The 14,313-nt window shown below is 36.2% G+C and carries 13 protein-coding genes; all 13 read left to right on the plus strand.

The genetic code is table 11. The features are described 5' to 3' along the window. Positions 1-73: 73 nt before the first annotated feature. The 13 genes from BM305_RS03905 to BM305_RS03965 all read left to right on the plus strand — a co-directional run bounded on the left by BM305_RS03905 (position 74) and on the right by BM305_RS03965 (position 14,281). Entirely contained in the window at positions 74-1,036 is a 963-nt protein-coding gene (locus BM305_RS03905; protein ID WP_092559383.1) for an HpcH/HpaI aldolase/citrate lyase family protein, read from the plus strand. Between the two features lie 39 nt (positions 1,037-1,075). Further along, a complete protein-coding gene (locus tag BM305_RS03910) occupies positions 1,076-1,900 on the plus strand; it encodes a DUF445 domain-containing protein (RefSeq protein WP_092559384.1) in 825 nt (274 codons plus the stop codon). Between the two features lie 49 nt (positions 1,901-1,949). Continuing rightward, complete coding sequence (locus BM305_RS19440) at positions 1,950-3,257, plus strand: S1C family serine protease (RefSeq protein ID WP_242940448.1); 1,308 nt, start codon at positions 1,950-1,952, stop codon at positions 3,255-3,257. 78 nt (positions 3,258-3,335) lie between these two features. Next, on the plus strand, positions 3,336-3,926 hold the full coding sequence (locus BM305_RS03920; protein WP_092559386.1) for a rhomboid family intramembrane serine protease: 591 nt from the start codon (positions 3,336-3,338) through the stop codon (positions 3,924-3,926). A gap of 13 nt (positions 3,927-3,939) precedes the next feature. Further along, positions 3,940-6,213, plus strand: coding sequence for a YceG family protein (locus BM305_RS03925; protein ID WP_092559387.1), 2,274 nt, complete (start codon positions 3,940-3,942; stop codon positions 6,211-6,213). Positions 6,214-6,215: 2 nt separating this feature from the next. Further along, on the plus strand, positions 6,216-7,370 hold the full coding sequence (locus tag BM305_RS03930; RefSeq protein WP_092559388.1) for a toxic anion resistance protein: 1,155 nt from the start codon (positions 6,216-6,218) through the stop codon (positions 7,368-7,370). Between the two features lie 17 nt (positions 7,371-7,387). Beyond that, complete coding sequence (locus BM305_RS03935; RefSeq protein WP_092559389.1) at positions 7,388-7,969, plus strand: TerD family protein; 582 nt, start codon at positions 7,388-7,390, stop codon at positions 7,967-7,969. A gap of 13 nt (positions 7,970-7,982) precedes the next feature. Continuing rightward, positions 7,983-8,564, plus strand: a complete 582-nt coding sequence (locus tag BM305_RS03940) for a TerD family protein (protein WP_092559390.1) — start codon at positions 7,983-7,985, stop codon at positions 8,562-8,564. 59 nt (positions 8,565-8,623) lie between these two features. After that, a complete protein-coding gene (locus BM305_RS03945) occupies positions 8,624-9,214 on the plus strand; it encodes a TerD family protein (protein WP_092559391.1) in 591 nt (196 codons plus the stop codon). An 86-nt stretch (positions 9,215-9,300) separates the two neighbouring features. Beyond that, complete coding sequence (locus tag BM305_RS03950) at positions 9,301-11,961, plus strand: calcium-translocating P-type ATPase, PMCA-type (RefSeq protein ID WP_092559392.1); 2,661 nt, start codon at positions 9,301-9,303, stop codon at positions 11,959-11,961. A 65-nt stretch (positions 11,962-12,026) separates the two neighbouring features. Further along, a complete protein-coding gene (locus tag BM305_RS03955) occupies positions 12,027-12,803 on the plus strand; it encodes an HAD family hydrolase (protein ID WP_092559393.1) in 777 nt (258 codons plus the stop codon). 3 nt (positions 12,804-12,806) lie between these two features. Further along, entirely contained in the window at positions 12,807-13,352 is a 546-nt protein-coding gene (locus BM305_RS03960) for a hydrolase (protein ID WP_092559394.1), read from the plus strand. After that, positions 13,250-14,281 (plus strand): GNAT family N-acetyltransferase, encoded by a 1,032-nt coding sequence (locus BM305_RS03965; protein ID WP_092559395.1) that lies wholly within the window; start codon positions 13,250-13,252, stop codon positions 14,279-14,281. Before BM305_RS03960 ends, BM305_RS03965 begins: the two co-directional genes overlap by 103 nt. The last annotated feature ends 32 nt before the right edge of the window (positions 14,282-14,313 follow it).

A 14,313-nucleotide genomic window follows, 5' to 3' on the forward strand; every position in this document is an offset into this window, starting at 1 on the left:
TGTACCATTTTAAGTTAGCATGTGATATAGTAAAAGAAATGTCACATTAACAAAATAAAAGGAGTTTTTAACAATGAAAGATACAATACTTTACTATAGTGTTGGTGCTCTTTTATATTGTCCTGCAAATAACGAAACAGTTGTTAAATTTATATTAGACCAAAAATTTGGATGTAACTATTCGCTCGCTTTTTGCCTTGAAGATACCATTCAAGACGACTGTGTACTAGATGCTGAAAACAAACTAATTAATACCCTGGAACAAATAAATAATAATCGAAACATATATTCTTTTTATCTTCCAAAGATATTTATTCGAGTGAGAACTGCGGAGCAGATGCTTCATTTGTCTGAACGGCTTAAATCATGCTCTTCCATTATTACGGGATTTATTATTCCAAAGTTTTCTCTCGAAAATGCTGACAGCTATATACAAAATTTAATGAAAATAAATGAGAGATTTTCAAAACCTGTTTACGCTATGCCTATTTATGAAAGCGCTTCTATTGTAGATTTACGTTCTAGATATGAAATTCTTTATAAGCTTAAGGACAAGCTGGAAGCCATTCAGGAGCTGGTTTTAAACATCAGGGTTGGTGGAAATGATTTGTGTCATTTATTTGGTTTCAGAAGACACAATCATGAATCCATACATCAAATTAAGCCAATATCTAATATTTTCTCAGATATCATAACCGTATACGGCATGGAATATGTCATATCAGGTCCGGTTTGGGAATATTATAACGGAACCAACTGGCAGCAGGGCTTAGAAAAAGAACTTGAAGATGATAAGCTATGTGGTTTTATAGGAAAAACAGTAATTCATCCCAACCAGATAGAAGTTGTCAATGAATCCTACAAGGTAGATGTACAAGATCTTGCAGATGCAAAAGCTATTTTAAACTGGGATCAGACATCAAATTCTCTGGTGGCTGGGAACATTACAAGGGAACGTATGAATGAATACAAAACTCATACCAACTGGGCATTTCAGACCATTATGTTAGCGAATGTTTTTGGAACCAAATTATAGTGTTACTATAAATAACAAGAAGAAATAGGAGGGACTAATATGTCTTGGATATTCGAACCACTTATTTGTGCAGTAATCGGAGGTTTTACAAATTATTTGGCAATATTAATGCTATTTAGACCATATGAGGAAAAATATATTGGGAAAATAAAGGTGCCTTTTACACCAGGAATTATATCCAGAAGAAAGAACACAATCGCCCGGGCTGTTGGCCAAGTAGTGGCAGAACATTTAATTGACATCAGCCAGATAACAGAAATATTATGCAGTCAGGAGGTATCTGACCGAATTGTATCGGGTGTGCTTAATTATAAAGTAAGTCTGAGTGACCAGCAAAGCGAGAAAATTGGAGAGGTTGTGTCAGGTGCTATTTGTAGTATCCGAATAGACAAAATAGTTTCAGAAGAATTGAAGGCATACATTACTGCAAAGATAAGCGGCAATATCATTTTTTCAAGATTAATAAATGAAAAAATGAAGGAAGATTTTTGTAATTCTGTTGGTGAGAGAGTAAAAGAATATGTAGATACTGATGGGAAAAGAAAGATTAGCGATGCAGTTGAAATGGAAATAAAAGAGGTTTCAGAGTTAACGATTTTGGAGGTTTTAGAAAGATATAAGATAGATTCCATGGAATTTGAAGCCGTTATTCGCAATAAGTATAAGGAAATTGTAGAAGAAAAATTTGTTTCTATATTTGAGACAATTAATATAAGTGGAATTATTGAAAATAGTATCAATGAGATGAAAATGGAAGAACTGGAGAAAGTGGTTCTGAAGGTAATGGGAAAGGAATTAAATTCTCTAGTGGTAATCGGTTTTGCTATCGGCTTCTTGATAGGTCTGATAAATATTATATTGTAGGTGAAATGATAGGATGTACGAACAAACGGTTATATTTAGACACAATGTAATGGAGATTCATTCATTACATGCATTTATAAACATAAAAGGCGGGTTTAATAACAATTGTAAAGACGTCTATTTTGCAAGGGCCATTGGAAGAAAAGATGGCCTGTTGCAGGATATAAAACAGATGGATCAAGAAGCTTGTTCCCTTATGCAGACAGGGAAAATACGGTATAAGCGGATACAAGGGCTGCCTAGACTTAGTTCAATAGAAGATGCAGATACATATTCAGGTTATTACGCTCAATGGATGGAAACAAGCCGTAAAAGGATGAAAACCAAAGTGTTTTCAAGAGATGAAAGGCTTGCAGAGATATTGGGAAGTGCGTGCAGTTTCGTCTTAAAAAAGTATATGGAGTTAAAGAAAAATATAACGGAATCAATGGAAAAAAATTTTATTGCAAAATTAACTTACTGGTATGATTATGTAATGAAGGATGTATTCTGTGAATGGAACGGGGGAAGTGTAGTTAAGATTGTAGCACATAATGTTACAAATGAGCAGGAATACCTGTTTTATTATATGCTGACACTTACTGGAGCAGATGTTCTTTTAATACAAGCTGAAAAAGATCTGGAAAAGGGACAAGAATTACTGAAATTGTCGTCAGGTTTTGTGCTGGGAGAATTGGGTGAACTACAGACACCAGAGTTCTTTTCTTGTGAAAGGGTGAAATTGCAATTACCAGAAAGAGCAACGGTTACCAAACGAACTACTGTAGTCAAGCCTCCTGACAGCATGGAAAAAAGCTTCGAGGAACTGGCTTTGCTGGCATCTTCCGTAGTTATGATTTCCATTCATGACGGGAACGGTGAAGTAATTGGTACAGGGTCAGGAATTATGGTTGGAAAGAAAGGATATTTATTGACAAACAGCCATGTTGCCAGTGGCGGCAGGTTTTATTCCATACGTATAGAAGAGGACCAACAGATTTATTCCACAGATGAAGTTATAAAATATAATACGGTGCTGGACTTGGCAATACTTAGGATAAACAGAGAATTGAATCCCATACCAGTCTACAAGGGAAAAATGAAATTAGTGAGAGGGCAAAAGGTTGTTGCAATCGGCAGTCCGCTGGGGCTGTTCAATTCTGTGTCAGATGGTATTATTTCAGGTTTTAGAACAATTAATAATGTTGATATGATTCAGTTTACTGCACCCATTTCTCATGGAAGCTCAGGAGGAGCCGTACTGAATATGCAGGGAGAGGTAATTGGTATTAGTACAGCAGGCATTGATAGTGGGCAAAATATAAATCTGGCAATGGGTTATGAAGGTATCAATATGTTTATTCAGGGATTTGTGTGAAATATGATAAAAAGGGTAACAAAAAACTGATAAAATGTGGTATGATTTTAAATATAAGCATTAAGGGAGGTATATGAAATGAAAAGCAATGGTAAAAAAATAAAAATATCATTCAATTCTCCAGTAATATTAGGCTTTACGCTAATATGTTTTGCAGCACTGATATTAAGCTATGTTACAAATGGTGCTTCAAATAATGCAATATTTAGTGTTTATCGTTCCTCCTTGTTTAGCCCCTTGACCTATGTCAGATTAGTGGGACATATATTTGGACATGCTGGCTGGGAGCATTTTATTGGAAATATTATGTTGATTCTTGTGGTAGGACCTCTTTTAGAAGAAAAGTATGGCTCATTAAACATGGTATTTGTAATTTTAGCAACGGCTTTGGTTACAGGAATAGCTAATTGCATGTTATTTTCAAATGTCCAGTTGTTGGGAGCTAGTGGAGTTGTATTTGCATTAATATTGTTGTCATCCTTTACCAGTATTAAGGAAGGGCGTATACCATTAACATTTATTCTTGTTGCTGTAATTTACATTGGGAAGCAGGTTTATGATGGATTGTTTGTTATGGACAATGTTTCCAACCTGACTCATATACTTGGCGGGATTGTCGGAGCCAGTCTTGGCTATATGATGAATAGGAACAAAATGAGCAGATATTGAGGGTGAAAAATCTATGTTTGAACATAAAGAGATATCAAATTTAAATGACTTTTTTGTTGAACTTAGCAGCAGGCAGAGTAAAGGTGTATTTTTTTATAGAATTAACGGCTTTAATAACGAGATTTGTCAATTTATTCGGAAGTATTATGAGGCAGCAAGGGTGTCAGGTGTAATTATTGAAGGTAAAATACCAAATCCAGATGAAAAAAACTTGTCATATTATAATGAGATTATGGGAATGAATTTTCAGATGAGTTTAGGTTTTTTTACATCGAGTTTAATGAAATGGCTGCCTAGAATGAATGACTATCAGAGAAATAATGTAGCCAGTTCTATCTATGATTCACTAGACTCACTGCGAAAAGCAGGAAAAAATGAAAATATGTTAAAAAATGCGTATATCAAATTTATGTGCTGGCTTTATTATAAATTTGAACGCATAGTGAACCAATTAGGTGAAGAGAAAATACCTAAGATTTTGTATGAAGGTGAAATAAGCAGCTACGAACTGATGCTTATTTCGGTTTTATCAAATGCTGGATGCGATGTTGTATTACTGCAATATGGCGGGGATCAAAGTTATTTGAAGTTAGATCCAGATTCAGTACTTTCCAATAATTTAGCTGTGTCTGATATGAAAGCTTTTCCAGAGACATTTAACTTAAAATGGATTCAAAGTGAAATTCTAAATGCCATGAATAATGAAAGGCTGTATGGACGAAGGCCCGAGATTTCAAATTGTACTAATGCATGGATTCAAGGCAAAGGTCTGGATGACATTAGAACAAGTATTGCAAATCGTGGCAGTGATTCTAAACTGTTTTATAATTGTTATTGCCGTATCAATGGTGTAGAAGACAAGCTGACTTATATGAATGATTTGTATCAGTTTCAATTAGAACTGAAAAACAGTAAAAGAAAGGTTGTTGTGGTAGATGAAATAATACCACAGCCATCAATGGAAGAGATAAATTCTATTAACCGTAAGAATTATTCCAAACAAGATCAAATGCTGATGGATTTGTCAAACAATATTCAGTATACGGCAAATATAGAGCTTCAGCGGCTAATGATTCAATCCTTTGTGGATGTTATTCTGGATGAGGCTAAAATACCAGGTATGAATTTGAACAAGCTTACCAATAAAGCAGTTTACCTTGTATGCTGGATAAAAAGATACCAGTCCATGTTATTTTCAAATTGGAAGATGCCAGATATTAGTTGTTTCATTTATATGGGTGGCTGCAAAAATGAAAATGAGGCTATGTTTATAAGGTTTTTGGCAAGACTTCCAGTGGATGTATTAATTTTAAATCCAAACCTTAATTGCAAGTGCTGTCTGGAAGATCAACTTCTATATGAGCAAAATTTTGTTCAAACACTAGTTGTGAATAAATTTCCACAGGAAAACTCGGATGTGCATATTGGCACAGCAGCATATCACGCAGAGAGGGAACTAGATACATTAATGTATCAGGATTCAGGAATGTATCGGAATCAACAGTACACAAAAGCCAATACAGTAACATTGCAGACCATGTATGAGGAAATAGCGCTGCTTTGGAAGGAAGAATTAAAATACAGACCACATTTCAGCATTGTAGATGAGGTAGTAAATATTCCAGCGATATTTGCAAAGGTTTCTGGCGTAAAGGACGGGGTGGTTCCCCAATACTGGTCAGGAATAAAAGCACTAATAGAAGAGAATACCTTTATAATAAAAAAGGTACCATTTATAGAGCCAACAGCGGCAAATCCAATGAAGGCACATACAACAGAATTTTTAAAAAATGGAAAAGTCCAAAAGGCAAAAATAAAAGGGAATTCTAATTATCAATATGGGTTTCTGAGAGAAGAAATACAAAACTATATACTTGATAAATTACAGCTGCTGATTGACCAGAAAGTAATAAGAGGCACATTTGAAAACGGAACAGAGTACACAATTGTTTCAACTGTTCTGAATTTACCAAAGGATATATTAAGGATGATTCAAAAGTTTGATTTTACAAAGAAAAATCCTAAATTAATATATATCAATACAGGAGAAAGTATGATTCCCCTAGAGGATTCAATACTTGTTGCTTTCCTGAATCTGGTAGGATTTGATGTGGCATTTTTTGTTCCTACCGGATATCAAAATGTTGAAAAACATTTTAGCAGACAGTTAATGGAAGAACACCAGATTGGAGAATACGTTTACGACTTGCAGATTCCTAATTGGGACAGTATTACATCAAATACACTATCAAACTGGCGAAAAAAAATATTTAAGAGAGGTACATGACTATGGGACTAGATTTTAGTAAAACACCAACACAACAAGCAGCAACAACCACTGTGCCAGAAACGAAGGATGAACTGGCAGTAGTGGAACAGTATGACATTGTTGCAGATAGACAGCAAATGAGTGCGGAACTAGTTAATTCTGCTGAAGTAGATGCACTTGTAAGTACAATTGAAGTAAATAACCTTGAAACTATTGTTTCATTTGGTGCAGAAGCGGCAGAAGAAATTTCAAAGGCTTCCGATGTAGTATTGAACAGCATGAGTATGTCACAGTTGGATGATTCTAGTGAAATGCTTAAAACGCTGGCCAATATCATGTCAAAGTTTGATATTGAAGAAATTCAAGAGAATCCTGGTTTATTTAATAAGCTGTTTGGAAATCTTAGAAAACAGCTTGATAAAATTCTTGAAAAATATCATACTATGGGAGATGAAGTGGACAAGATTTATGTTCAGCTGAAGCAGTATGAGTCAGAAATTAAGCAGTCAAACAGAAAGTTAAATCAAATGTTTGATGCCAATGTAGCGTATTACCATCAATTAGTTAAGTATATATTAGCTGGTGAGCAGGGATGCAAGGAAATTGAAGAGTATATCGCACAGAGGCAGGCTGATATGGAAGCGACGGGAGACAATTCTATTCAGTTTGAATTAACAAGCCTTCAGCAGGCACTGATGATGTTAGAGCAGAGAACACAAGACTTGCGAACAGCTGAAAATGTAGCAATTCAATCAGTTCCTATGATTAAAACAATGGAATTTAGTAACATGAACCTGGTTAGAAAAATTAATTCAGCCTTCATTGTTACATTACCTGTATTTAAACAGGCACTTGCCCAAGCCATTATGCTGAAAAGACAAAAAATTCAGGCAGAAGCTATGTCTGCATTAGATGAAAAGACCAATGAGCTGCTTATCAAGAATGCAAGAAATACAGTAGAACAATCAAAAATGACAGCAAGATTAGCTTCAGGCAGTTCCGTTAAAATTGAAACGCTGGAAACAACATGGAGAACCATTGTTAACGGCATTGATGAGACAAAGCAAATTCAGGAGAATGCAAGAAAACAGCGTATTGATGATCAGGCAAGGTTGGAAAATATTAAACAAGAATTCAATAAAAGGTATCATATGCCGAATAAAGATGCAAAATAGAAAAGGAGGAATTGATTATGCCAATTAATTTATCAAAAGGTCAGAAAGTAGATTTGACAAAGGGAAATCCAGGATTAAAAAATATTATGGTTGGATTAGGCTGGGATGTAAACCAGTTTGATTCAGGAGCAGCATTTGACTTAGATGCATCCGCTTTTATGGCAGGAGCAAATGGAAAATGTCCAACAGAAAAAGAATTTGTATTCTATGGAAACTTAATACATTCAAGTGAAGCAGTAAAACATATGGGAGATAATCTGACTGGTGAAGGCGATGGTGATGATGAGCAAATCCAGATTGATTTAAGTAAGATACCAGCGAATGTTGAAAAAATTGCTTTTGCAGTAACGATTTATGATGCTGAAACAAGAAGACAGAATTTTGGACAGGTTTCAAATGCTTTTATCCGCATTGTGGATGAAGCAACCAATACAGAGCTGATACGATATGACTTAGGAGAAGATTTTTCAATTGAAACAGCTGTAGTAGTTGGAGAATTATATAGAAATAATGGCGAGTGGAAGTTTAATGCAATTGGAAGCGGATTCCAGGGTGGTCTTGCGGCACTTTGTGGTCATTATGGTATTGAGGTAGCATAAGGAGGAAAGTAATATGCCAGTATGTTTGCAAAAAGGTCAGAAGGTAAGTCTGACAAAAGATAATCCAGGTTTAAGTAAGGTAGTTGTAGGACTTGGATGGGATGTGAATCAGTTTGATACAGGTGGATCGTTTGACTTGGATACAGCAGCATTTTTATTAACAGATTCAGGTAAAGTTTCCAGAAGTGAAGATTTTGTATTTTTTGGTAATTTAAATCATCCTTCAGGAAGTGTACAGCATATGGGGGATAATCTGACAGGTGCTGGAGATGGAGATGATGAGCAAATGAAAATAAATCTTTCTGTCATTCCTGAAAATATTACAAAGATTGCATTTACAGTTACCATATATGAAGCCGAGCAGAGAAGACAGAACTTTGGCCAGATTAATAATGCATTTATCAGAATATATGACGAAGTAACAGGTGATGAACTGCTAAGATATGATTTGGGAGAAGACTTCTCAATTGAAACAGCAGCAGTGTTTGGTGAATTGTACAAGAACGGAAATGAATGGAAATTCAATGCAATTGGCAGTGGGTTTCAAGGTGGACTGGCTGCACTCTGTGCAAATTATGGAGTAGATGTAGAATAAGTGATAAAGTATAGTTTTAGTTATCATAAAGAGTAGAGCAAACAAGGAGGAAATTAGAAATGTCTGTTAGTTTACAAAAGGGACAGAAAGTAAGTTTATCAAAAGATAATGCTGGACTTTCAAAAGTTGTTGTTGGATTAGGCTGGGATGAGGTTAAACAGGCTCGTGGAGGTTTTTTTGCACCAAAACCACAGGCAATTGATTGTGATGCCTCAGCGATTATGTTAAGAAACGGAAAGTTTTGTGATAAAGGTGATGTGATTTACTTTGGAAACCTGATGCACTCATCAAGAACCGTTCAGCATATGGGAGATAATCTGACAGGCGCTGGAGATGGAGATGATGAGCAGATTGTGGTTGATTTAGCAAATGTACCAGCAGATTACGACAGAATTGTTATAGTTGTGAATATTTATCAGGCCATTCAGAGACGCCAGCATTTTGGATTGATTCAAAATGCATTTATTCGTCTGGTAGATGGAAGAAATAATTCAGAAATGTGCAAATATAATCTTACTGAAGATTATTCAGGAATGACCGCCATGATTTTTGGTGAAATATATAAGCATAATGGTGAATGGAAGTTTAGTGCGATTGGTCAGGGAACGAATGACCCAGGATTGGGAGAATTGACCAATAGATACCGCTAACAACATTCTGTTTACCAGCTGGATAAGGAGAAACTAAAGTATATGGTTTCTCCTTATTATATACACATAAAGGAGATTAATGGTATATGAAGTATAACGGACTTGTAGATAAAGAAGTGGAAGAATCTCGGGCAAAGTATGGTTCCAATGTGATACCCGATTCGGAACCAACTACGTTTTGGGAGGAATTTAAGGAAACCTTTGGCGATCCGATGATAAAAATATTGCTGGCTATTGCTTTGCTTATGATTGTAATGTTCTTTTTTGGCTATGCTGAAATATATGAACCACTTGGAACGATCGTAGCTGTTTTGATCGTAGCGTTTGTTTCGGCTAAAACAGGAGTTGCAAGTGATACAAAATATCGAGAATTGAAGGATAGTACAGAAAAAGATAAGTGTAAGGTTTATAGAAATGGAATTGTTACAATAATTGATGTGGATGATGTTGTTGTAGAGGACAAAGTTCTGCTTCAATCAGGAGATAAAATTCCAGCAGATGGTGTTTTAATCTCGGGCTCATTAAGTGTAGACAACTCAGCGTTAAATGGGGAAGCAGAAGAATGTAAAAAGTCTGAGGCAAAGGAAGGCTTTCAGTTAGCGGAAGACATTACTGGAGATACTTTTGTGGATGCACATTCTCTCTTTAGAGGCGCGGTCGTATTTGATGGAGAAGGTGTTCTTGATGTCAGAAAAGTAGGGCTTAAAACCATGATGGGAAAAATGGCAGAAGAAATGCAGGAAGATGAGCCAGATTCTCCATTAAAGGTCAAGTTGTCTAAATTAGCAAAACAGATTTCTACGTTTGGTTATATCGGAGCCATTGTAATTGCTGTTTTATATTTTGTGTACTTTATTGTTCACGCAGGAGGCATTTCCCCATATTTTGCAAGTGGGGCTGATAACATAATTAAGGATATTGTAGAAGCAGTTTCATTAGCAATTGTAATTATCGTATGTGCAGTTCCTGAAGGTCTTCCACTGATGATTTCACTTGTATTAATGCAGAATACAAGTAAAATGCTGGATCATAATGTACTTGTCCGGAAGGCAGAGGGTATTGAGACAGCAGGTTCCTTAAATATTCTCTTTAGTGATAAAACAGGTACCATTACAAAAGGTATGCTGGAGGTAGTAAATTTCTTTTTAGGCGATGGGAGTTCTATTGAGATAGCTGAACTGAGCAAGCATAGTAAGGTTAAGGGATTAGTTGATCTTGCTATTGGTAAAAATACAAAGTCAATGTTTGATGGTTCACATCGGGTAATTGGTGGAAATGCAACGGATCAGGCACTGATGAAGTTTATTGGAGAATCCACCTTTAAAGCACTGGAGTCAAACGCAGATTGTATTGTTACTGAGCAGCAGGGTTTTAACTCTGCCAATAAATTTAGCCAGGCCAGAATAGAAAAGCTAGGAAAGACTTTTTACAAAGGTGCACCAGAAAAGCTGTTAGCATCTGCTACTAAGTATATAGATGATAAGGGCAATTTGCAGACCATTGATATGGCTGCTTTAAATAAGAAAATTGATGAACTGGCATCAAAAGCAATGCGTATTCTTGCATTTGGTTATTCTGAAAAAGCACTGGTTGAGAATACAATTAATGATGATGTGGTAATTATCGGTCTCGTTGGTATCCGTGATGATGTCAGGGCGGAAGCCAAGGAAGCAATTAAAGAAGTTCAGGATGCTGGTATTCAGGTAGTTATGATTACGGGTGACAGACTGGAGACGGCGGTTGCCATTGCAAAGGATGCAGGATTGCTTCAGAATGAAAGCGATAAAGCATTATCTTCAGCTCAGTTAAATGAAATGTCAGATGATGAGATTAAGAAAATCATACCTCATATCAAAGTAATTGCAAGGGCATTACCGACGGATAAATCAAGAATGGTCAGAATATGTCAAGAAATGAATATGGTTGTGGGTATGACAGGCGATGGAGTTAACGACTCTCCAGCACTGAAAAGAGCCGATGTTGGTTTTGCAATGGGAAGTGGAACAGAAGCAGCAAAAGAGGCTGGTGAAATCGTAATTCTGGATGATAACTTTAAGTCCATTAAGGATGCAATTTTATACGGAAGAACAATTTATCATAATATTTTAAAGTTTTGTAAGTTCCAACTTGTGATTAATGTAACAGCTGTAATTGTAAGTGCGATAGCTCCATTCTTTGGAGTAGAGGAGCCATTAAAGGTGACACACCTGTTGTTTGTCAACTTAGTAATGGATGGTCTTGGGGCAATTATGCTAGGAAACGAGCCAGCACTTGCAAAATATATGCTGGATAAGCCAAGACGGCGAGACGAGAATATTATTAGTAAAAAGATGATGGCACAGATATTAACGATGGGTCTTTGGCTTACCACGCTCAGTTTTATTTATTTAAAAGCACCATTTTTTAAGGAACTGTTTGAAAATGAAGAGCAGCATTTGACAGGATACTTTGTACTATTCATTGTAAGTGCTTTATTTAATGGATTTAACGTAAGAGATGATGGATTTGGTATTTTCAAAGGCTTGAACCAAAATACTGGGTTCCTGAAAGTATTCTTTGCCATTATTGTTGTACAGGCATTTATCGTTAACGCACCATTAGTACCACTGACTGCTTTCAAATGGATTGGAAATATGTTTAGCTGTGTTCCGTTTGGAATCCAGGGATGGATTTGGATATTACTTCTTTCTGTTACTATGATACCAGTTGATATTGTTAGAAAAGCAGCTATAGGAAGTAGAAACTAATATATTTTGTTATTACAGGATGTGTGATACAATATTTTGTATCACACATTTTTTAGGAGAAACATATGATAATATTTAATTCTGATTTAGATAATACCATGATATTTTCATACAAACATGATATAGGAGAACATAAGAGAAATGTTGAACAATATCAAGGGAGAGAAATATCTTTTATAACAGAAAAGACATATGAACTGCTTCAACAGGTTCAAGAGAAGGTTTTATTTGTACCTACTACGACCAGAACAAAAGAACAGTATGAACGGATTAATTTTCAAATTGGAAAGATTAAGTATGCGTTGACTTGTAATGGGGGTGTATTGTTGGTTGACGGCATTGAGGACGAGGAGTGGTATAATAAATCCTTGGAAATGATTTCGGGGTGTAAGAGTGAACTGAAAAAGGCACAAGAATATTTGGAGAAGGATGCAAGAAGGACATTTGAAGTGCGTAATATTAAGGAGTTGTTTATTTTTACAAAATGCAATGAACCAGAGAGTGTTGTGGCTGATTTGAAACAGATACTAGATCTGAACCAGACAGAGGTATTTCATAATGGGGTAAAAGTATATGCAGTGCCGAAAGCATTGAGCAAGGGAATTGCATTGCAAAGATTTAAACAATACATGAGTGCAAATCAGACAATTGCAGCAGGAGACAGTGAATTTGACGTTTCCATGCTTCGTGAGGCAGATTTGGGATTAGCCCCAAAGGCATTAATGGAGAAATTCCAGTTTAGCAGTAACGTAGTGGGGATGGAAGAAAGACACATTTTTTCTGAAAGTGTATTAGGGTATGTGTTAGATTATGTAGAGAAGAATAGAATAGGAGATGTTTGAATTATGACAAGAGACGAAGCGTGGGCATTGCTTACAGAATATAACCAGGATGCATTTCACTTGGAACATGCGGAGGTTGTTGAGAAGACGATGAGATACTTTGCAGAAAAACTGGGATATGGTGAGGAAAAGGATTTTTGGGGAGTCGTTGGATTACTTCATGATTTGGACTTTGAACAATTCCCTGAACAGCACTGTATTAAGTCCCAGGAGATTATGCGTGATCGAGGCATTGGGGAAAGCATTATACACGCCACAGCCAGTCATGGATATGGCATTACAGTAGATATTGAACCAGAACACCAGATGGAGAAGGTGCTGTATGCGGTGGACGAGCTGACAGGATTGATAGGAGCGGTTATTATCATGCGCCCCTCTAAAAGTGTGCAGGATCTGGAATTAAAGTCTGTAAAGAAAAAGTATAAGAGCAAAGGGTTTGCAGCAGGATGTTCCCGAGAAGTGATTCAAAGGGGGGCAGATATGCTTGGCTGGACGTTGGACGAATTGATACAACAGACGATCGATGCGTTAAAGACGTTTCTTCCGTAGAAAGGAAAATTGAAAATATGAAATATAATTATAGTAGAAATGTAAGACAAGATGAACAGCTTCGTGCCAGTTTCAATGAGCTGACACAGAAGGTTTATGGGTTTAATTTTATTGACTGGTATCAAAAGGGGTATTGGAGTGATAAATATATACCACATGTTCTAGTCGATAACGGCAAAGTGATATCCAATGTATCAGTTAATCTCATGAAGTTTGAAGTGAATGGAGAAATCAAAAACTATATTCAGCTTGGTACGGTTATGACGGATCCGGATTACCGCGGCCAGGGGCTTAACAAATATATACTGGAGAGAATACTGGAAGAGTATGAGGGAAAGGTTGACGGTTTTTATTTATTTGGAAACGACAGCGTTCTGGAGTATTATCCTAAGTTTGGATTTCGGCCGATTCAAGAATATGAGTATAGCCTCAAATTGAGAAGAGAAGCAGTAACGGATGGAGAAATGAGCGGTTACCAAGTAGTGAAGGTGGATTTATCTGACCAAAATGCATGTGAGAGATTGTACCAGGTCATTCAGAAATACGATGCAGGAAATAAAGAGCATAATCCAAACGACAGTTTTTCTATGTATGATAATCTTGGTTTATATCAATTCTGTCTGGCAGAAGAGTACAAAGAAAGTGTGTACTATCTGCCAGACATAGAAGCCTATGTGATTGCGGATTTCAAGTCCGGAATACTGAATGTATATCAAATTATAAGCAAAAGTGCAATTGATATGGAGCAGTTTGCTGTATCACTGAATGGCGACATAACAGAGATTAAGTTATGGTTTACACCTACAAATAAAGATGAGTATGAGGTCGGGCTACATAAAGTAGAAGATTCCACTTTATTTATCATAGGAGAAAGTTTAGAACAGGTGGAAACAGAGAAGAGGATGTTTTCTGTGATATCACATGCGTAATAAACATATACACATATTATAAGATAGGGCAA

It is taken from the genome of Anaeromicropila populeti (genome assembly GCF_900112775.1).
Classification (GTDB): Bacteria; Bacillota; Clostridia; order Lachnospirales; family Lachnospiraceae; genus Anaeromicropila_A; species Anaeromicropila_A populeti.

Bases quoted from the DNA above. Each gene is read 5' to 3' on its own strand.
- BM305_RS03905 (WP_092559383.1), top strand. From the start codon at position 74: ATGAAAGATACAATACTTTACTATAGTGTTGGTGCTCTTTTATATTGT.
- BM305_RS03945 (WP_092559391.1), top strand. From the start codon at position 8,624: ATGTCTGTTAGTTTACAAAAGGGACAGAAAGTAAGTTTATCAAAAGAT.
- BM305_RS19440 (WP_242940448.1), top strand. From the start codon at position 1,950: ATGGAGATTCATTCATTACATGCATTTATAAACATAAAAGGCGGGTTT.
- BM305_RS03960 (WP_092559394.1), top strand. From the start codon at position 12,807: ATGACAAGAGACGAAGCGTGGGCATTGCTTACAGAATATAACCAGGAT.
- BM305_RS03920 (WP_092559386.1), top strand. From the start codon at position 3,336: ATGAAAAGCAATGGTAAAAAAATAAAAATATCATTCAATTCTCCAGTA.
- BM305_RS03955 (WP_092559393.1), top strand. From the start codon at position 12,027: ATGATAATATTTAATTCTGATTTAGATAATACCATGATATTTTCATAC.
- BM305_RS03935 (WP_092559389.1), top strand. From the start codon at position 7,388: ATGCCAATTAATTTATCAAAAGGTCAGAAAGTAGATTTGACAAAGGGA.
- BM305_RS03950 (WP_092559392.1), top strand. From the start codon at position 9,301: ATGAAGTATAACGGACTTGTAGATAAAGAAGTGGAAGAATCTCGGGCA.
- BM305_RS03940 (WP_092559390.1), top strand. From the start codon at position 7,983: ATGCCAGTATGTTTGCAAAAAGGTCAGAAGGTAAGTCTGACAAAAGAT.
- BM305_RS03965 (WP_092559395.1), top strand. From the start codon at position 13,250: ATGTTCCCGAGAAGTGATTCAAAGGGGGGCAGATATGCTTGGCTGGAC.
- BM305_RS03910 (WP_092559384.1), top strand. From the start codon at position 1,076: ATGTCTTGGATATTCGAACCACTTATTTGTGCAGTAATCGGAGGTTTT.
- BM305_RS03925 (WP_092559387.1), top strand. From the start codon at position 3,940: ATGTTTGAACATAAAGAGATATCAAATTTAAATGACTTTTTTGTTGAA.
- BM305_RS03930 (WP_092559388.1), top strand. From the start codon at position 6,216: ATGGGACTAGATTTTAGTAAAACACCAACACAACAAGCAGCAACAACC.